We start from the raw sequence: 19,295 nt of genomic DNA, 5'->3' as shown, positions 1-19,295 counted from the left end.
AAGTCTATAGGATAAACAAAACGGATAGGAGGTCTGTTCCGCTCAGAGTAGGCAAATATCGGAAAGTTTCCCGTTACTTGGTAGAAATGTCTAGAATCCGGCGGTCGTCCGAAGGGAAGAAGGCCCCTGCTACTCTTTATCCATGGGTACATTGACCCCGAATGGAATCGGGCGCGAAATTCGTTCTTCCAGCGAAATAAAGGTTTCGGTCCGCTGAATTCCGGCTACTTTCTGAATTTTGTCGTGCAGCACTTCGCGCAGGTGCTGGGTATCGCGGCAGACGATTTTGGCAAAAATGCTGTAAATACCCGTGGTATAATGAATGTTGACCACCTCCGGAATCTTCAGCAATTCGGTGGCTACGGTTTCGTACAGTGAACTCTTGTCGAGGTAAATGCCCAGGAAGCCGCTGATGTCCCACCCCAGTTTCGTGTGGTCGATGACCAGTTGCGATCCCCGCACGATTCCCATCTGTTCCATTTTCTTCATCCGGACGTGCACCGTTCCTCCCGAGACGAAAATCCGTTTTCCAATTTCGGTATACGCCATGTTGGCATCTTCCATCAGCAGGGTCAGGATCTTGAGATCGACATTATCAATCTCTAAATTTTTTTCCATCTAAGTCCAGGAAATTTTAATTTCATCAACAAAATACGCTGTATTTTGAGAAAACAGAAATTTTTACAAAATTTTTATAGAATATTTGCAAATAGGCGAAGTTTTGTATTAACTTTGTAGTGTTAAATCGAAGCAGGCAGGTCAAGCAGCATCCCTTTAACAAAGTTCTACTACACTGTAGGGTGTCGAAATTGGCAGACGTGCCCTCCTGTCTCGGGGGTGGTGAGTTCGGGATAAACGCAGCATAATGCCGCTTGCAAAAGCGACTGGGGTTGACCACCAGAAGTTGTACTGTAGCTAACCGCACCGTGGGTGGTTCGAGTCCCCCTCCTACAGCACTGGCTTAAATGCCGCAACAAAATTAATGGCTTCGGCAGCTCAATTCTGTAGCTGCATTCCGATTGGTTTTTAGTTTGTTGATGAAGTGTAATCTTAACACGCCGGCTCAGGTTGAGGCCGGCGTTGTTTGTTTTTACGCCTTTTGCCTTTTCTTTGTCGTTCTGACGGCGAACAGGGCTCATCTCCGCCAAACTGAACGATTACAATGTCCGACCCCATCACGCTTGGTGTTCTCTTCCTTATTTTAGCGGTTGTTCTTTCCACGGCCAGTAGTCCGCGGCCTTTCTGGCAACGGTTTTATCATTACGTCCCGGCAACGTTACTGTGTTACTTTCTGCCTTCCCTGTTAAATACATTTGGTTGGGTGGATGCCGATAACACGGCTTTGTATCCGATCGTCTCGCGCGTTCTGCTGCCCGCATCCCTGGTGCTTTTCACGCTCAGCGTTGATTTCAGGGCCTTTCGGCGGCTGGGCCGAAGATCCGTTCTGATGTTTGCCGCTTCGGCCATCAGCATCATGCTGGGTGGTCCGCTGGCGGTTTGGCTTATTGCGCAGCTGGCCCCGGAGCTGGTGGGCGGACAGGGGCCGGATGCCGTCTGGCGTGGGCTGGCAACACTGGCCGGGACCTGGATCGGTGGAGGGGCTAACCAGACGGCTTTAAAGGAAGTTTTTCAGCCCAGCAGCAACCTGTTTTCGGCGATCGTAACCGTCGATGTTTTTGTTTCCAACCTGTGGCTGGGCGTTTTGCTGTACGGGGCCGGGCAGGCACCCCGAATCGACCGCTGGCTGCGGGCCGACGCCAGTGCCGTTGAAGAGGTCAAAGAGCGGGTGCGCAGCCAGGTGGAAGCCCTTCGCCGAATACCGTCCTCTACGGATCTGGTCGTGATTCTGGCCATTGGATTTGGCGCTACGGCGGTTGCCCACGCGCTGGCTGACGTAATTGCGCCCTATATTGATCAGCATTCCGCTTTGTTGAGCCAATTCAGTCTGAACGCGCCGTTTTTCTGGATTGTCGGGCTGGCGACCGCCATCGGTATTGGCCTGTCGTTTACCAGAGCCCGCAACCTGGAAGGGGCCGGGGCGTCGAAAGTCGCCACGGTTTTTCTATACCTGATGATTGCCACCATTGGCCTGAAAATGAACATCCTGGCCATTGCCGACCATCCCGGTTTGATGCTGGTCGGACTGGTCTGGATGTTGTTTCACGTGCTGCTCATGATCGGGTTCAGCCGGTTAATACGGGCGCCGTATTTTTTTATGGCAGTGGGCAGCCAGGCTTGCATTGGTGGGCCGGCTACGGCACCGATCATTGCGGCCGCCTTTCATCCGGTTCTGGCCCCGGTGGGGGTGCTAATGGCCATCCTGGGCTACGCCGTTGGTACTTACATGGGGTATGTTTGCGGGATTCTGATGCAGCTGGTTTCGCCCTGATTTTTCGGCAAAAACCGAAGCTTAATCAAAAAGAATCCACGTCCGGGCGGACAGCTTTTGTGGTTCGACGACAATCTGCGCTTTTTTAAGTAATTTTGTATTTACACCGAGATAGACAACCGTTTTCACAGCGTGAAGCATATTCGTAATTTTTGCATTATTGCCCACATCGACCACGGTAAAAGCACCCTGGCCGACCGATTGCTGGAATTTACCAAAACCGTTGGGGAGCGCGACATGCAGGCCCAGTTGCTGGATGACATGGATCTGGAACGGGAGCGGGGTATCACCATCAAGAGCCACGCTATTCAGATGAACTATCTGTACAAAGGCGAACGCTATACCCTCAACCTGATCGATACCCCGGGTCACGTCGACTTTTCCTACGAAGTATCCCGTTCCATTGCCGCCTGCGAAGGCGCTCTGCTGCTGGTGGATGCCTCGCAGGGGACGGAGGCCCAGACGATTTCGAACCTGTACCTGGCCATGAATAATGACCTGGTTATCATTCCCGTCCTGAATAAAATTGACCTGCCCGGTGCCATGCCCGAAGAGGTCAAGGACGAGATGGTCGACCTGATTGGCTGCGAACGGGATGATATCATTCCGGCCAGCGGTAAAGAAGGCATCGGTATTGAAGCTATCCTGAACGCCATTGTTGAGCGGATTCCGCCCCCGACGGGTGATCCGGATGGCGAATTACAGGCCCTGATTTTCGACTCGCAGTTCAACTCTTACCGCGGTATCGAGGTTATCTTCCGGGTTAAAAATGGCCGTATCCGCAAGGGCGACAAGGTCAAGTTTATGGCGACTGGCAAGGAATATATTGCCGACGAAATTGGGACGCTTAAGTTGGGTCAGGAACCCAAAGACGTGATTGAATGCGGTGACGTAGGCTACCTGATTTCGGGCATTAAAGTGGCGAAGGAAGTCAAGGTGGGAGACACCATCACGAACCTGGCACGTCCTGCTTCCTCGGCCATTCAGGGTTTTGAGGAGGTTAAACCGATGGTTTTTGCCGGGATTTACCCGGTGGATACCAGTGAGTTCGAAGAGTTGCGGGAAGCCATGGAAAAGCTCCAGCTAAACGATGCCTCGCTTGTCTGGGAGCCGGAAACATCGGCGGCTCTCGGTTTTGGTTTCCGGTGCGGCTTCCTCGGAATGCTGCACATGGAAATCGTGCAGGAACGCCTGGAACGCGAGTTCGATATGACCGTGATTACTACCGTGCCGTCCGTGCGGTTTGAGGTTATTACGACGAAGGGAGAAACGCTTCAGGTGAGCGCTCCGGCCGACATGCCCGATCCCAGCAGCATCGACTGGATTGAAGAACCGTTCATCAAGGCGCAGATCATTTCCAAAGCCGAATACGTCGGCGCGATCATCGGTCTGTGTATGGACAAGCGCTCGGTCTTCAAAAATCAGCTTTACCTGACGGCTGATCGCGTTGAACTCCAGTTCGAAATGCCGCTGGCGGAGGTGGTGTTCGACTTTTTCGACAAGCTGAAAACCATTTCACGCGGGTACGCTTCGCTCGATTACGAGTTCTTGGGCAACCGCGAGTCGACCATGGTGAAACTTGATATCATGCTGAATGGTGAAGGGGTCGATGCACTTTCGGCCATCGTACACCGCGACAAAGCCTATGAGTGGGGGAAAAAACTCTGCGAGAAACTTCGCGAGCTGCTGCCCCGGCAACAGTTTGAAATTGCCATTCAGGCAGCTATCGGGCAAAAGATTATCGCCCGCGAAACCGTGAAAGCCCTTCGAAAAGACGTATTGGCCAAGTGTTACGGTGGTGACATTAGCCGGAAACGGAAATTGCTCGAAAAGCAGAAGAAAGGGAAGAAGCGGATGCGCCAGGTAGGCAACGTCGAAATTCCGCAGGAAGCCTTCATGGCCGTTCTGAAAATCAACTAGAATACCAACGGAAGCTTCGTTGACCGCAGCTAAGCGGTCAACGAAGCTTTATCCTAAACGCGTGAATTCGGATAATTTTTCGATGCGACCCTTATTGATAATTGTTTGGCTAACTATGGTTGGTCGAGGCCTGGTGGTAGCCCAGTCTGGCCCCCGATTGGTGAGAACCCACGTAACAGACTTCATTCTCAAAGCGTTGGATGAACGGACCAGAGCGGAAATTCCGGCCACTTACCGGATCAAGGTGGTGCTGTCGAAGCGGGAATTTGACGGGCAGAGCTTACCGGGGCAAACTTTTCAGTTTTCCCTTGGCAAAACGGACACGTTGATTATCAAGACGACGGCGAAGGGGTACTACCCGATGGAAGAAGTTCTGCTGGTGCCGTGTGATACCTGCGCCAATTACGAGCACCTGGCGTTGATGGAAAAGGTTGAGAAGGAGAAGACGACGGAAACCGACAGTATTTTCCGGAACCTGAAAGTAAACGATAAAATCCGGCTCGATAATGTTTACTTTGATCAAAGCAGTTACATCCTGCGGAAAGAATCATACCCGCAGCTTGATAAGTTGCTCAACACCCTCAACCGTTACTCCAAACTAGTTATCGAAATTGCCGGACACACCGACAACGTCGGCGACCGGCGGCTAAATCAGTTACTGTCTGAAAACCGGGCGCGTGTGATCACCAATTACCTCATCCAGCGGGGAGTTGCCGCCCAGCGGTTGCAATACCAGGGCTACGGCGACACCCGTCCGGCGGCCCCAAACGACAACGAAGCAAACAAAAAGAAAAACCGGCGCGTCGAGTTTACCGTGCTGGCAAATTGAGTGAAGAGTGATGAGTTTAGAGTGAAGAGTTGGCTGACGCATTCTATTCTGCGAAGCAACTCTTCACTCTAAACTCATCATTCAGAACTCTTCCTAAAACCGCAGGTTTAGCTTGCCGTACCAGTACGCGCCATTGCTGCCCATCTGAACCGGGTCCCAGGCTCCTCCGGATTCGGTAAGCGTTGGGTTAAAGCGGTTTGGGTAAACGTTGAAGACGTTGGTGCCCCCTACAATCAGGTTTACATTTTTGGCAAGCTTGTAACCGACAGAGAAATCCGTGGTTACGCGGGGTTTGTAGACGTTCAGCTCGTAGTCGTAATCGGCCAGGGTAATTTCGCCAAACCGGATGGCGCGGGCCACGAAACTCCAGCGGTCAATGCCGTAATCGAGCGTCAGGTTGATCTTTGACGGCGGGGCCGAAGCTTCTACAAATTTCCGTTCCCGTAGGTCAAAATAGGTATCTTCTTTGCCGGCCAGCCGGGCGTTGGTTTTGACCTCGTCCACAGTCAGCTTGTTAAAGTTAGCCGCCAGCGTTGTGTTCAACCGGCCCCGCCCGACGGACGAACCATTGGCCAGAATAACATCCAGCCCGCGGGTGGAAGTAGTAACGGCATTCGTGAAAAATTGGGCCTGACCTACGTTCAGTTCCTGCAAATCCGCCCCGATGTCCGGATCGTCGGCGGTAAAGGCACCCGTCAGCACTACCCGATCCCGCACCTTGACGTAATAACCGTCTACCGTCAGCGAAAAGCCGCTGCCAAACCGGCCCGTAAAGCCCAGACTGGCGTTGCGGGACGTCTCCTGTTTTAGCTTCGGAATGCCCAGTTTCTGGGTTACCGGGCTTTCGTTTCGGGCCAGCAACACTTCGACGGGTTGTCCTTCCACAAAATTGGTGAACGTGGAGTTGAAGTAAATCTGGGCCAGCGAGGGGGCGCGAAAACCCGTGCTGACCGTTCCCCGCACGGTAAAATTGCTGCCCAGTTTCAGCCGCGAGGAAATCTTGCCGTTCAGGGTACTGCCAAAGTCGCTGTAGTTTTCAAAACGCAGCGCTGCCCCGACCATAAATGCTTTCGTGATGTCGGCCTCGGTATCGAAATAAATACCGAGGTTGGTACGGTCTTCGTTTACAACGTCGCCCGGCTGGAATCCCGGAAAGCCTTGCGATCCGCCCGGTTTGGTCGGGTCGTAGTTGCGGTAAGAGGCTTCTTCGCCCGCGAAAATCTGGTAGTTTTCCGCCCGGAATTCGGCCCCGAACGCAATGTTCAAGCCCTGAAGTGTTTCCTGAAAAAGCCGGGAGAAATGCAGTCCCGTGACGTTTTGCTGCAACTGGAAGCCGCCCGCGTCAAACGAAGTGGGCGATTGCGGACCCAACGACGTGTTCAGCGTATTGCGGACGCCGTAGTGAAATTTATTGCTGCCAAAAACATTTCCCAGGTCCACATCCCAGCCTTTCCACTTCCCCCGGATTCCGGCGGCAATGGAGCCGTCGGTAATGTCGCTGGTGATGATCGGGTCGAAGCCGTTGGGGTAAATGCTGGGGATGTTCCGCGGGCTGTCGGCAAAACGCGTCCAGGCGTAGGAATCGCCCTTGCGCAGGTTTAACCCGCCAAACGCGTAGACGTGGGCGTTCGGGCTGACCGGTATTTTCGAGTTGGCGTAAAAGGACGTGTTCTGAACCTGCGGGTCGCCAAACTCCCGGCGCGACAGCTCCTCGACACTCGTAGCAACGTTGGCCCGTTGCGTATGACCCCGGTAATTGTAATCGGCGGTCAGGTTAAGAAAACCTCCCTGCCCGATCCGGAAACCGTAATTGCCATTGATGTTGAAGTTACCACCGTCAAATTTTTTGTCGTCAAAGCGGTATTTGGCCGAATAAGCACCGTAGTTGACATTCCCCGTAAACTCATTGGCGCTGGTTTTCAGGACGATGTTGATCACCCCCGCGATGGCGTCGGAACCGTATTGCGCAGCCGCTCCATCGCGCAGAATCTCGATGCGTTCGATGGCCGCGGCCGGAATGGCATTCAGGTCGGTTCCCGTGTTGCCCCGGCCGCGCGTGCCGAATAAATTGATGAGCGAAGACTGGTGCCGCCGTTTGCCGTTGATCAGCACCAGCGTCTGATCAGGACCCAACCCCCGGAGCGTGGCCGGGTCCACGTGGTCGGCGCCGTCCGAACCGGTTTGACGGTTGGAATTGAACGACGGAGCCGCAAACTGCAGCAACTGATTGAGGTCGAGCTGCCCGGTTTTGGTCGTCACATCTTTGATGTCGATCAGGTCAATCGGGGAGGGGGAATCCGTCACCGACCGGTTTAGATTTCGTGAACCGACGATGTTAACTTCCTGGAGTTCGGTGGCGCTTTCCAGCGTTACATCCAGTGTTGTCCGGCTGTTTACCAGAATCTCCGCGTTCTGAAAACCAACGAAGGAAATGATTAATACCGGATTGTCGGTTCGGCACGTTATCGTATAAGTTCCGGCAACATCCGAACTGACGCCGTTGTTCGTTCCTTTCTCGATGACGGTAGCGCCGGGAAGTACCTCTCCTCTGGGATCGGTTACTTTGCCCGTTACCGTTAGTTTCTGAGCAAATACTGATGCGGCACAGAAAATTAAAACAATAGATAAGTAAATTTTCATTAAATAGAACGATTGATTGTTGATTCAGTGAATGCGCAAAATAAAATGAAAGTAAACGGCTTCTCAAAATGGAAGCCGTATTGTTTAGCTCTTTCTTATTTTGTAGCCTGATCGAAAAAAAACAGGAAATTGTTCTTCCGTTGTGTGCTGGTCAGAAATTCAATCGGCCAGCTTAAAAATTCAGAATTTTGGTATGCGTTACTTTGTTCGTGAAGATTCCATTGTGCGGAAAATATGGGGAGACGCCGATGTGATTTTGCTGATTTTTGCGGGTGGAGCCGCCGAGTTTGCCGTTAACCGGGCCGTTGACTGGCTGTTTTTCACCGGCAAGCTTCCCGCCGATCCCATTGGTCGTTTGTTTTCAACCGTTAAATACGCCCAGGAGATTGTGTTTATGCCCTACGAAAAAGCCGTCGGGGCCATCAACCGGATGCGGGCGATTCACGGCGGGGTGGAAAAAAGCCGGGGAGCGCAGATTCCGGATTGGGCCTACCGCGACGTTTTGTACATGCTGATGGATTACTCGGAACGGGCCTTCGAACTACTGCACCGGCCCCTGACGGCCCCGGAACGGGAAGAGGTTTTTGATACGTTCCGGCGGGTGGGGGAAGGCATGGGGGTTCCGGATTTGCCACGAACCTACGCTGAGTGGCAGGTAGACCGGCAGGTTCACCTGGATCGGGATCTGGTACACAGCCCGTTTACGGAAAAACTTTTTATGCGCTACCGGGAAGAATTGGGAAACTGGCGGTACGGCCTGCTTCTTCAGGCGCAGTCCCTGCTGGTGCCCGAAGCCGTCAGCAGCCGGTTGAACTTACCCAACCGACCGCTATTGGCGTCGATGATGTGGCTTTATAAAGTCTTGCTTCGGCTTCGGTTACGGGCCATCACCCAGCAAATCCTGCTGCCGAACGAGTACCTTCAGCAGGTCCGGGCGCTGGACCAGAAGAAGGGGCGGGGAGGTTCCTCCGCCCGACCGACGGGTGTTCTGTCCGAACACAACTAGGTTACGATTTCGGCCAGTTCGTTTCAATGCCGTGTTTGCGCACCAGGTTCTGAAACTCGTCCAGTAACGGTTTTTGCTCCCGAACGGCGCGGGGGATCACGTTCTTACCGAGCGAAAACGCCACCAACTGGCCAACCGCTTCGCCGATGCTCCATTCCACCGGATGCAGGCGGTAACAGCCGTTGGTGATGTGGGTGGTGCCGATGTTTTTGTTGGCGGGCAACAGGTTTTCCATTCGGTTGGGGAGCAGCGCCCCCAGCGGAATCTGGAAAGGCAGCGAAGCAAAATCAATGTAGTTGTTGCCGCCACTGCTCGGGTGCAAATCAATGTGGTAATAGCCGGTGCCGACGCTGTCGTAGAAATCGGCGGCTTTGTTGCCCGACTTCTGGCCCGTTATCATGGCCCGGTTGGCCGCTCCGACGTGTTCTTCCCGAACCGTAAAGACCGCCTTGATCCGGCGCGACTCCCGAACGTACGGGTATTTGGCCATGCCGTCTTCCGTTCCCATGATGTCGGGGCGCAGCCGCAGGCCGGGCCAGCCCAGCCCACCGTCCGGGCGGGGCGCTTCGGTTTGGAGCCAGTAGAAAAGCGACAGGCTGAGCTGCTTGGCCCGGTCGACGTGTTTTTTAAATTCCTTTTCGCCGACGCCCACCAGATTGCCCAGCATATAATCATTCTGCGGCCAGTTCACAACGGTTATGTCGCTCTGGAACGTGCCGGGTTTGAAGTTATTCTTGTTGATCAGCCGCCGGTAATTCCACAGGTTGAGCAGCGACCCGGTTGCGATGCCTTCGGGGTGGAAGCCGAGTTTCTTGGGTTCCAGCGTTGATGGGTTTGAATAGGAAAGGTCGAGCAGTTTTCCGGACCAGGCGGGGGTCAGCTTCGGCACCAGGTTGCGCCAGAAATCGTATTCTTTCGGCTTTTCAATCAGGTGCTGAACGGGTTTGTTCTGAAGCATCGGCACATAATCCATCGCAAAGCAAACCGTGAACGACTGCTGGTTATTCGGATCGGCCTGCTCGGGCGCGTGCAGCTCGCCGGTTTCTTTTTTGGATTCCGTACCGGTAACAAATTCGGTGCCGGTCAGCGGTAGCAGATCGCCCAGTTCGGTGGCATCCACAAAATACGGGGCCGTCAGCACGACTTCCTTGCCGCTGCGGAAACTAAGGGCCTTCAACGCCCGTACGCGGTCACCGGTGGTGTCGGCGCTAACCACTTTATGGTCGAGTAAGATCGTCAATTGTTGGGAACTCTGGTAGGGTGCCAGCATGTCCAGCAAAACTGCCACGGCCACGCGGGGTTCGTGACACAGCCGGGAAACCGCGCCGTCGCCGGGATTCAGGTGCTGCCGGTTGCGGGCTTCCTCGGTCAGGGGATAATTCCGGATGTAGTACTCCCGAACCGCCGTGCGGAACGTCCGGTAGAGCCGGGTGGCTCCGTGGGTTTCAATCCACTGGTGTTCGTCGGGGGGCACGCCCTGCTGGCTGATTTGCCCGCCGATCCAGTCGGTTTCTTCCGTCAGGATAACCCGTAGACCAGACCGCAAAGCCGCCAGAGCTGCTGCGCAACCGCCCAATCCACCGCCTGCAATAACCACATCCGCCGAAAATTCGTTACTAGATTTGACGGGCGCGGTCCAGCGTGGTTCGGCCTGCGCCGGGCTGATCATACCAGGTGAGAAGGCGGAGGCAGCCGCGCTGCCGAGGGTGACGGATTCAAGGAAATTTCTGCGATTCATACCGGAATAAGGGGTGGGTGACAATTCGGCGGCAATTTGCAAATCAAAGCGGATAAGTGGAAACTTCGCGTCAGGTTAACCAACTTTCCCCGCTTTCTTCTAATTTTGGACACTCGAAGTAGAACTACTGATATACTTGCACAAAACCGCATATGGCAGAATTAATCCGAATGCCCAAGATGAGCGACACCATGACCGAAGGTGTCATCGCTGAATGGCATAAGAAAGTGGGCGACACCGTCAAGTCGGGCGACGTGCTGGCCGAGGTCGAAACCGATAAGGCGACAATGGACCTGGAAGCATACGACGAAGGAACGTTGTTATACATTGGTGTTGAGAAAGGTCAGTCTGTACCAATCGACGGAGTAATTGCCGTAATCGGGAAAGCTGGCGAAGATTATAAAGGATTGCTGGAGGGCGCTGATTCTTCCAACGGTTCTTCCGAAACCAAAGCTGAAGCACCCGCCGAAAAACCAAATCCGGCGCCTAGCCCGGCCGGTTCGCAGGCCGATCAGGCCACCAGCCAGACGCCCGATCCGAAAGCCGTTTCGGCGGCTCCGGCTCCGAACGTCAATGCGACGGTGATTCGGATGCCGAAAATGAGCGATACCATGACCGAAGGCACCATCGTGGCCTGGCACAAAAAAGAAGGTGATACCGTTAAATCGGGTGACGTACTGGCGGAAGTTGAAACCGACAAAGCCACGATGGACCTCGAAGCCTACGAAGAAGGAACCTTGCTCTACGTCGGTGTCAAAGAAGGTAGCTCCGTTGCCGTGGACGAAGTTATTGCGGTGGTGGGCGAGAAAGGCGCCGACTTCAAAGTATTACTCCAGGGCGGAGGGCAACCTGAAGCGGCTCCGCAGCCGGAAGCTTCCGCTTCGGAAGCTCCCCAGGCCGAAGTTAAACCGGCCGAAAAATCGGCCTCGGCTGAGAACGCGGGCAGCAACGGGCACGATCGGGTGCTGGCTTCTCCGCTGGCTAAGCAAATTGCCAAAGAGAAAGGGGTTAATCTGTCCGATGTACAGGGCTCCGGTCCGGAAGGACGGATTGTGAAACGGGATGTGGAAAGCTTCCAGCCCGCGGCCAAATCGGCTCCGGCCCCCGCTCCGGCCGAAAAACCGGCGGCTCAGCAACCAGCCCCCGCAGCACCGTCGGCCCAGCCCGCTCCGGCTCCGGCAGGAAGCTACGAGGACATTCCGGTTTCGCAGATGCGGAAAACCATTGCCCGTCGTCTGTCGGAAAGTCTGTTTACCGCTCCGCATTTCTACCTGACCATGGAAATTAACATGGACAAGGCGATGGAACTGCGCGGCAAGGTCAACGAGGTCAGCCCGGTGAAAGTGTCGTTCAACGATTTCGTGCTGAAAGCCGCGGCCCTGGCGCTGAAAAAACACCCGGCGGTGAACTCTTCGTGGCTGGGCGACAAAATCCGGCGGTACAATTACGTCAACATCGGTGTTGCCGTGGCCGTCGACGAAGGGCTGCTTGTGCCGGTTATCCGGAATGCGGACCAGAAAACGCTGTCGGCGATTTCGGGTGAAGTGAAGGATCTGGCCGGAAAAGCCAAAGACAAAAAACTTCAGCCGAAAGACTGGGAAGGCAGCACGTTCTCGATTTCCAACCTCGGTATGTTTGGCATCGACGAATTTACGGCCATCATCAATCCGCCCGATTCCTGCATCATGGCAGTTGGCGCGATTAAACAAACCGTCATGTTTGAAAAAGACGAAACGGGTGTTCTGGTGCCCAAACCGACCAACGTGATGAAAGTGACGCTTTCGTGCGACCACCGGACGGTCGACGGCGCTACGGGCGCGTCGTTCCTGCAAACCTTCAAGGGCTTGCTGGAAAATCCGTTCACCATGCTGGTATAAAAAAAATAGTTGTTTCGTTTAAGGTTTAGCGTCTGACCGGTCTGGAGATCGAATTCCGATTTTCCGCAGTCAGGTGTTAAACCTTATCCATTGATATATAGAACGAATGCAAAAGATTCACGCCACAACCGTCGTTGGTATTCTGCACAACGGCGAAATCGCACTGGGGGCCGACGGACAGGCCACCATGGGCAATACCATTGCAAAAAGTAATGTACGCAAAGTCCGGAGCCTGATGAACGGCAAAGTACTGGCGGGTTTCGCCGGGTCTACGGCGGATGCCTTTACGCTGATCGAACGGTTTGAAGAAAAACTCAATGCCTACGGCGGAAATTTAAAGCGGGCGGCCATTGAGCTGGCCAAGGAATGGCGGACGGACCGGTATCTGCGCCGGCTGGAAGCCATGCTGATTGTGGCCTCCAAGGAAGATCTGCTGGTAATTTCGGGTACCGGCGATGTGCTGGAACCCGACAATCAGATTGCGGCCATCGGATCGGGCAGTATGTATGCCCAATCGGCGGCCGTTGCCTTAAAAAAACACGCTTCTCAGCTAACGGCTGAAGAAATGGTTCGGGAAAGTTTGCATATTGCAGCGGATATTTGTATTTACACCAACCATAATCTGGTGGTTGAAACTATTCGGTAACAAATAGCCAACTTTTGTAAGGGTTTTCAGAAATGGACCTAGCCCCCACCGATGTGGTGGCAATACAGCAGTATGCAACTGAAAACACGATTCAGAAACTGACCAGCTGTTTATATGAAGGGTTTGCGATCAGTTTTACCAAAAACCGTTAAAAAACGGATTGTTATTGGATTCGGGGTGGCTCTGGCTTTAATAGTCGTGGCACTCGGGCTGACGTTATACACCTACAACCAGTACCGCAAAGCCAGCGATCAGATCAAGCACAGCCAGGAGGTCATGAACCGGCTGGGCCGTATTTCGTCGCTCATTACGGAAGTGGAAACCGGCGAGCGGGGCTTTTTAGCTTCCTCGGGCGACCCCATTTACCTGAAAGCGTACGAAAATGCGCTGCCCCAGTTTCCGACTGAACTGGATTCGCTCAGCAAACTGCTGGCCGACCGTCCGGTTCAACTCCAGAACCTCGATTCGCTGTCGAAACGAATCAATATGAAAATTGAGATGGCCGGGCAGCAGGTGGATGCCGTCAAAAGAAAGCTGCCCCTTTCCATCGCCCGGACGTATATGATGCTGGGAATAAGCCGTATGGACCGGGTTCGCGACCAGATAAGATTGATGAACAAATCTGAACAGGAACGGTTCAATATTTGCTCTAGGTCCGCTACGGCCTACTTCTGGAATACGCTCGTCGGAATCTTTACGGTCACGCTCTTAATGTTCGTTACGCTCATTCTTTCTTACAATGTCCTTGAGAATGAGTTGAATACGCGGCAGTCGACCGAAGATCAGCTACGGGCTTACGAAGATGAGCTTCAGGAGAAGATTCAATTACTGGAAATATCTAACGAAGAACTGGAACGGTTTGCCTTTGTGGCCTCGCATGACCTGCAGGAACCGCTCCGAAAAATACAGTCGTTTGGTTACCTGATGCGCGACCGGTACGGAAGTGACCTCCGGCCCGAAGCAATGGTCTATTTAGGTAAAATCCTGCAGTCGGCGGAGCGGATGTCGAAGATGATTAAGGATTTGCTGGATTTTTCCCGGATTTCCAGCAAAAAAGAGCCGTTCCAGCCGGTTCTGTTGTCGGAGGTACTGGAGGGGGTGCTGAGTGATCAGGAAGTTACGATCAAAGCCGTCGGAGCCGCGTTTGAGATGGATACGTTAGGGGAGATTGAAGCTGTTCAGAGTCAGATGGACCATCTTTTCGCCAATCTGATTTCGAACGCCCTGAAGTTTACCAAACCCGATCAGGTACCGTTGATAAAAATTACGGGTGAAGCGGTGGAAGGGGAAGTCTATGAAGAACTAATTCCTGGTAAAAAATATTATAAGATAACCGTTGGCGACAATGGGATTGGTTTCAATGAGAAGTACATTGACCACATTTTTAAAATTTTTCAACGCCTACACGGGAAGAATTCGTATGAAGGAACGGGCATCGGATTGGCCATTTGTAAGCGGATCGTTAGTTATCACAAAGGTCTGATTACCGCCCAAAGCCAACCCGGTGTCGGCACAACCTTTATTATTATTTTACCCGAAAAACAGACCCAATCTGTTCATGACAATGCAGCAACTCACGAAACCAGTACATATTCTCTTGGCTGATGACGACGAAGATGACCGCTTCCTGACGCGTGAAGCCTTTCGTCAGCAGTTTCCCGTGACCGAAATGAATGTGGTGGAGGATGGCGAGGAATTGATGGAATTCCTGCGTCGTACAGGCCGTTACGAGAGCGCTGAGCATCCCCTGCCGGAGTTGATTTTGCTGGATTTGAACATGCCGCGCAAAGACGGCCGGGAAGCCCTGCAGGAGATTAAAGCCGACCGCGATCTGCGGCACATTCCGGTGGTGGTACTTACCACGTCCGACGCCAGCATCGATATTGATAATTCGTACTTGTGGGGTGCCAACAGCTTCATCACCAAACCCGCATCGTTTAAAAAACTAATGGATATTACGCAGACGATCGGGGAATATTGGTTCAACGTCGTTAAGGTAAGCGGTCGTCCGGGATGAGTTTGCCTTGCCAGGTTAATTGTTGGCATTTAGGGCCGTTAGTTGCGCCATGATTTGCTCCAGGTAGTTCATTACCCCTTTCAGTGAGCCGGGTTGGTATTTATTGACCAGTACGGTAAAACTCAGTAATTCACCGTCGGCCGAAGTGGCATAACCGGCATAGGCCCGAACGCCCTCGATGGTGCCGCTTTTGGCCCGTACGTTGCCCGCAGCCGCCGTACCGCGTCCCAGGCTTTTCACCGTACCGGACTCACCCACCACGGGAATGCTGTCGTAAAACGGAAGAAAACTCTTTTCCTTCGACATGGCTGCCAATATGCCGGACAGGCTGGTGGCTGTCACCGCCCCAACGGGCGATAGTCCGCTGCCGTCCTTTGGCCGGAAGCCGCTCAAATCAACCCCCTTGCTTTGCCAGAACCGGACCAGGTACTGAATGGCCTGTTCGGTCGTTACCGGTGCTTTGGCCAGCGTGGTACCGGCCAGCAACAGCAGCGACTCCGCGTATAAATTAATGCTCTGGTGATTGGTGAGCCGGGCCAGTTCGGCCAGCGGCACCGACGTATGAAGGTGGAGTTGGGTTCGTTTGCCGCCCGGAGCAAGGGGCATTTCCGGATTACGGCCCGGCCCAATAGCCAATGGCGCATTATTGACCACAATACCCACTTTGGCGAGCCGTTCGTGGAGGGCAAAGGCCGTGAAAAACGCCGGGTCCGGCAGCGAGCCTTTTACTCCGAATTCGCTCACACCCGCCGGAACGGTTCCTTCCAGAAATGCCTGGGTCGTGAAGGGCGCATTGTAAATAATCACTTCATCGCCCGAACCTGGCGGGCCGGTTCGGACATTGTTCTGTAGCCGCAGAAAGGGCGTAGCGGGTTCGGTGCGGAGCAGCGGAGCGGGTTGCCCCACGGTTTTGGCGGGTTTGAACACTGCCCGGTAAAGATTTTCGTTGAAATTCAGGCCAGAAACCCCCGCGCCGTAGTAATTCCCCATATCTCCCCAAACCCAGGTGTCGGGTACCGGCAGCGATCGGATCGCCGTGGCATCCCCGATCACGGCACCCGCAATTTGTTTGATACCGGCACTCTGCACCATTTCCGTCCAGGTGCGCAGCAGGGTGGGGGCGGCGGCAAACTCGGCGAAGCGGTTGCTTCCCAGCGAAGGGTCGCCCGAACCCCGGATGTATAAATTTCCATTCAGCACACTATCCCGAATGGTTCCGTCGTATTCCAGGGTAGTGCGGTAGGTGTAATTGTCGCCCATGACAGCCAGGGCGGTCGCCGTTGTGGCCAGCTTCAGCGTTGAGGCTGAAGGCAGGCTTAACTGGGCGTTATACGCCAGCAGGACTGCGCCATCCCGTACGCGTCGCACCGAAAGGGCCGCCGTTCCGTTGCGAACCAAAGGACTGGTTTGCAATTGATTGACGGTATTTTGCAACCGTTGCAGGGCCAGCGAATCGGTAAGCGGCCGCGAGTAGCCAACCTGGGCAATTATGAAAATACAACTTAACAGACAGGCAAAGGACCGGTGCATGGAAGTACAGAAAGTACTGATGGAATATGAAAGCGGATTTGTAGCTTTGCAAAAATAGATAGAATTTAAAGCCCATTTCTGTTGTTCTAGCAAAATAATGAAGATTTGTAGTGCTCTTTGAAGCTACATAATCGTGAAAATCAGGCATTTTAGGCATAACTGAATCGAATGAAGTTAACATTTTGGGGGGCAACCCGTCAGGTAACCGGTAGCATGTTTCTGTTAGAAACCGAGGATAATTACCGGATTCTGATTGATTGCGGGGCAGATATGGACAAAAAAGCCGGCTCGAACGGCCAGGAAGACGAAACTCCGAAATTAGACACCGGTTTTTTTCCGTTTGAGGCTTCCACAATCAACGTTGTTCTGTTGACCCACGCCCACATCGACCACAGCGGTAACATTCCGAATTTGTACCGGGAAGGCTACGAAGGCCAGGTGTTGTGTACAGATCCGACTTTCTCGCTCACCAACCTGCTGTTGCAGGACGCGGCTTCGCTCAATTCCCGGCGACTGAACGAGATGGGCAAAAGCAAGAAACAGAAGGTCCGCAAGAAATTTGCTTCGCTGCAGAAAGACCTGTTTCTGGAAAAACAGGTGCGTGAGTCCATGGAGAGTGTGGTCACGATCCAATACAACCGGAAGTTTAAGCTGGCCGATGGCGTGGATGTTACGTTTATTCCGGCCGGGCACTTACTCGGTGCGGCCCACCTTGTCATCAACGTCTACGAAAACGGCGAGAAGAAAAGCATCGGTTTTTCGGGCGATATTGGCCGTCGGAACTACCCGCTGCTGGCCGATCCCGAACCCTTGCCGCCGGTTGATTACCTGATTTGCGAGTCGACTTACGGCAACCGGTTGCACATCGATACCCAAACTCCGGAGTCGGTGCTGGCCGACGTAATTAAGCGGACGTGTATCGACATTCCGGGCCGTTTGATTATTCCTTCTTTTTCGGTGGGCCGCACGCAGGCGCTGCTCTACACGCTTAACCGGTTGTATACGGAACAGGGATTCGAGAACATTAAAGTTTTCTCCGACAGTCCGCTGGCGCTGGAAAGCACGAAGGTCTACCAGAAAAATCTGCGGCTCCTGAACCGGGAAGCCAAGGACTATTACGACGAAAACGAGTCGTTGTTCGACTTCGCCAATTTTGAATACCTGGAAAGTTCAAAGGCCAGCCGGGAGGTTTCCAATTACAACCAACCCTGTATCATCATCTCGTCGTCGGGGATGGTTCAGGGTGGACGGGTCGAACAGCACGTCGCGGCCAACATCAGCAATCCGTACTGCACCATTCTGATCATCGGCTATTGCGCGGAGGGGACGCTGGGCTGGCGGCTGCTGAACGGCCAGCCGACGATCTCGATCAAAGACAAGGAAGAACCCGTCCTGGCAAAAGTGGAGCGCACCGACGTGTTCAGCGGCCACGGCGACCGCGACGACCTGGTTCGTTTTGTGAAACACCAGTCGCCCGACAGGCTCAAAAAAATCTTTCTGGTCCACGGAGACTACACAAGTATGGTGGCTTTTCAGCAGACCCTACAGGAGGAAGGATTTAATCAGGTAGAACTCCCGGCCAAGGGGCAAGAGTACGAGTTATAACATTGGAAGGTTGCTGATCCGGATTTTCCGCTAACTTTGCCAACTGAAAAAAAGTTACCAGTCGTCGGTTTCCGCTTACCCCTGTGTGTTGGAGGTAAGTGGGGCTGCCAGTAAAACATTGGTAACCCAACCCATTTTTGGATGAGGACGTATTTGGATTTTGAAAAACCCATCGCTGATTTAGAAGTACGACTGGTCGAAATGAAAAAACTGGCCGAAACCAGTAACGTAGATGTCACTGGAGCTGTAGCGTCGCTGGAAATCAGCATCGAAAAACTTCGTAAGGAGATTTTTGACAACCTTACCCGCTGGCAGCGCGTACAGCTTTCCCGCCATCCAGACCGGCCTTACACGCTTGACTATATCGCGTTGATGAGCGAGCAGTTCGTTGAACTCCACGGCGACCGCACCGTTCGGGATGACCCGGCTATGGTGGGCGGTTTTGTGGAGATCGACGGCCAGACGGTCATGCTGATCGGTCAGCAGAAAGGACGAAACACCAAGCAACGCCAGCACCGGAATTTTGGAATGCCCAATCCGGAAGGCTACCGCAAGGCGCTGCGGCTGATGAAACTGGCCGAGAAATTCAACAAGCCCATCGTCACGATGATCGACACGCCGGGCGCCTTTCCGGGTCTGGAAGCCGAAGAGCGCGGTCAGGGCGAAGCCATTGCCCGCAACTTGAAGGAGATGTTTATGCTCCAGGTGCCGGTTATTTGTATTGTCATCGGAGAAGGCGCGTCGGGCGGGGCTCTCGGAATTGCCATTGGCGACCGCGTGCTGATGCTCGAAAACACTTGGTATTCGGTGATTTCGCCCGAAAACTGTTCGACCATTCTCTGGCGGAGCTGGGATTACAAGGAACAGGCCGCGGAAGCCATGAAAGTAACGGCTCGCGACATGGAGAAAAACAAGCTCGTGGACGGTATCATCGAGGAACCGCAGGGCGGGGCCCATACCGATCACCCGGAAATGGCCCGGCGGATTAAACAGACCATCATCGATACCCTGGCTGAGTTAAATAAATTGACGCCCGAAGAACGCATCGATCAGCGGATCGAGAAATTCTGTGCAATGGGAGTGGTACTTGAATAATTG

Annotated in this window: 14 protein-coding genes; 10 read left to right on the top strand and 4 right to left on the bottom strand. The window is 53.6% G+C overall.

The window, feature by feature from the left end; all coding sequences use genetic code 11:
* Nucleotides 1-129: 129 nt before the first annotated feature.
* Complete coding sequence (locus OQ371_RS24710) at nt 130-618, bottom strand: Lrp/AsnC ligand binding domain-containing protein (protein WP_265991127.1); 489 nt, start codon at nt 616-618, stop codon at nt 130-132.
* A 544-nt stretch (nt 619-1,162) separates the two neighbouring features.
* On the opposite strand from OQ371_RS24710, the gene OQ371_RS24705 reads away from it, so the two are divergent.
* The 3 genes from OQ371_RS24705 to OQ371_RS24695 all read left to right on the top strand — a co-directional run bounded on the left by OQ371_RS24705 (nt 1,163) and on the right by OQ371_RS24695 (nt 5,138).
* On the top strand, nt 1,163-2,389 hold the full coding sequence (locus OQ371_RS24705; RefSeq protein ID WP_265991126.1) for a DUF819 family protein: 1,227 nt from the start codon (nt 1,163-1,165) through the stop codon (nt 2,387-2,389).
* A gap of 132 nt (nt 2,390-2,521) precedes the next feature.
* Nucleotides 2,522-4,309, top strand: coding sequence for a translation elongation factor 4 (gene lepA, locus OQ371_RS24700; protein WP_265991125.1), 1,788 nt, complete (start codon nt 2,522-2,524; stop codon nt 4,307-4,309).
* A 115-nt stretch (nt 4,310-4,424) separates the two neighbouring features.
* Nucleotides 4,425-5,138 (top strand): OmpA family protein, encoded by a 714-nt coding sequence (locus OQ371_RS24695; RefSeq protein WP_265991124.1) that lies wholly within the window; start codon nt 4,425-4,427, stop codon nt 5,136-5,138.
* 93 nt (nt 5,139-5,231) lie between these two features.
* Here the strand turns inward: OQ371_RS24695 and OQ371_RS24690 are convergent, their stop codons facing one another.
* Complete coding sequence (locus OQ371_RS24690) at nt 5,232-7,778, bottom strand: TonB-dependent receptor (RefSeq protein ID WP_265991123.1); 2,547 nt, start codon at nt 7,776-7,778, stop codon at nt 5,232-5,234.
* 193 nt (nt 7,779-7,971) lie between these two features.
* Here OQ371_RS24690 and OQ371_RS24685 point away from each other — a divergent pair, with 193 nt between their 5' ends.
* Nucleotides 7,972-8,784: an oxygenase MpaB family protein gene (locus OQ371_RS24685; RefSeq protein ID WP_265991122.1), complete on the top strand. Its 813-nt coding sequence runs from the start codon at nt 7,972-7,974 to the stop codon at nt 8,782-8,784.
* A gap of 1 nt (nt 8,785) precedes the next feature.
* Here OQ371_RS24685 and OQ371_RS24680 read toward each other — a convergent pair whose 3' ends face one another.
* Nucleotides 8,786-10,522, bottom strand: coding sequence for an FAD-dependent oxidoreductase (locus tag OQ371_RS24680; RefSeq protein ID WP_265991121.1), 1,737 nt, complete (start codon nt 10,520-10,522; stop codon nt 8,786-8,788).
* 152 nt (nt 10,523-10,674) lie between these two features.
* Between OQ371_RS24680 and OQ371_RS24675 the strand changes: the two genes are divergently transcribed.
* From OQ371_RS24675 to OQ371_RS24660, 4 genes are all read left to right on the top strand, one after another.
* On the top strand, nt 10,675-12,399 hold the full coding sequence (locus OQ371_RS24675) for a pyruvate dehydrogenase complex dihydrolipoamide acetyltransferase (protein ID WP_265991120.1): 1,725 nt from the start codon (nt 10,675-10,677) through the stop codon (nt 12,397-12,399).
* Nucleotides 12,400-12,505: 106 nt separating this feature from the next.
* Nucleotides 12,506-13,045, top strand: a complete 540-nt coding sequence (hslV, locus tag OQ371_RS24670; RefSeq protein WP_265991119.1) for an ATP-dependent protease subunit HslV — start codon at nt 12,506-12,508, stop codon at nt 13,043-13,045.
* A 114-nt stretch (nt 13,046-13,159) separates the two neighbouring features.
* The gene (locus OQ371_RS24665) at nt 13,160-14,650 is read left to right on the top strand and encodes a sensor histidine kinase (RefSeq protein ID WP_265991118.1); all 1,491 of its coding nucleotides are present in this window, start codon (nt 13,160-13,162) and stop codon (nt 14,648-14,650) included.
* Nucleotides 14,643-15,062 carry a response regulator gene (locus tag OQ371_RS24660; protein WP_374761429.1) on the top strand — a complete coding sequence of 140 codons (420 nt, stop codon included), beginning with the start codon at nt 14,643-14,645 and terminating at the stop codon, nt 15,060-15,062. The genes OQ371_RS24665 and OQ371_RS24660 overlap by 8 nt, the downstream gene beginning before the upstream one ends.
* 15 nt (nt 15,063-15,077) lie before the next feature.
* Here OQ371_RS24660 and dacB read toward each other — a convergent pair whose 3' ends face one another.
* The gene (gene dacB, locus OQ371_RS24655) at nt 15,078-16,592 is read right to left on the bottom strand and encodes a D-alanyl-D-alanine carboxypeptidase/D-alanyl-D-alanine endopeptidase (RefSeq protein WP_265991116.1); all 1,515 of its coding nucleotides are present in this window, start codon (nt 16,590-16,592) and stop codon (nt 15,078-15,080) included.
* 168 nt (nt 16,593-16,760) lie between these two features.
* Here dacB and OQ371_RS24650 point away from each other — a divergent pair, with 168 nt between their 5' ends.
* Nucleotides 16,761-18,197, top strand: a complete 1,437-nt coding sequence (locus OQ371_RS24650) for an MBL fold metallo-hydrolase RNA specificity domain-containing protein (RefSeq protein ID WP_265991115.1) — start codon at nt 16,761-16,763, stop codon at nt 18,195-18,197.
* 141 nt (nt 18,198-18,338) lie between these two features.
* On the top strand, nt 18,339-19,292 hold the full coding sequence (locus OQ371_RS24645) for an acetyl-CoA carboxylase carboxyltransferase subunit alpha (RefSeq protein ID WP_265991114.1): 954 nt from the start codon (nt 18,339-18,341) through the stop codon (nt 19,290-19,292).
* Nucleotides 19,293-19,295 lie beyond the last annotated feature (3 nt).

This window comes from Larkinella insperata (assembly GCF_026248825.1).
In the GTDB taxonomy this organism is placed as follows: Bacteria; Bacteroidota; Bacteroidia; order Cytophagales; family Spirosomataceae; genus Larkinella; species Larkinella insperata.
This window is presented reverse-complemented; position numbering and strand designations above follow the sequence as displayed.

Coding starts and splice junctions, on each gene's coding strand:
- OQ371_RS24710 (WP_265991127.1), bottom strand. CDS start 618: ATGGAAAAAAATTTAGAGATTGATAATGTCGATCTCAAGATCCTGACC.
- OQ371_RS24705 (WP_265991126.1), top strand. CDS start 1,163: ATGTCCGACCCCATCACGCTTGGTGTTCTCTTCCTTATTTTAGCGGTT.
- OQ371_RS24695 (WP_265991124.1), top strand. CDS start 4,425: ATGGTTGGTCGAGGCCTGGTGGTAGCCCAGTCTGGCCCCCGATTGGTG.
- OQ371_RS24690 (WP_265991123.1), bottom strand. CDS start 7,778: ATGAAAATTTACTTATCTATTGTTTTAATTTTCTGTGCCGCATCAGTA.
- OQ371_RS24685 (WP_265991122.1), top strand. CDS start 7,972: ATGCGTTACTTTGTTCGTGAAGATTCCATTGTGCGGAAAATATGGGGA.
- OQ371_RS24680 (WP_265991121.1), bottom strand. CDS start 10,522: ATGAATCGCAGAAATTTCCTTGAATCCGTCACCCTCGGCAGCGCGGCT.
- OQ371_RS24675 (WP_265991120.1), top strand. CDS start 10,675: ATGGCAGAATTAATCCGAATGCCCAAGATGAGCGACACCATGACCGAA.
- hslV (WP_265991119.1), top strand. CDS start 12,506: ATGCAAAAGATTCACGCCACAACCGTCGTTGGTATTCTGCACAACGGC.
- OQ371_RS24665 (WP_265991118.1), top strand. CDS start 13,160: ATGAAGGGTTTGCGATCAGTTTTACCAAAAACCGTTAAAAAACGGATT.
- dacB (WP_265991116.1), bottom strand. CDS start 16,592: ATGCACCGGTCCTTTGCCTGTCTGTTAAGTTGTATTTTCATAATTGCC.
- OQ371_RS24650 (WP_265991115.1), top strand. CDS start 16,761: ATGAAGTTAACATTTTGGGGGGCAACCCGTCAGGTAACCGGTAGCATG.
- OQ371_RS24645 (WP_265991114.1), top strand. CDS start 18,339: ATGAGGACGTATTTGGATTTTGAAAAACCCATCGCTGATTTAGAAGTA.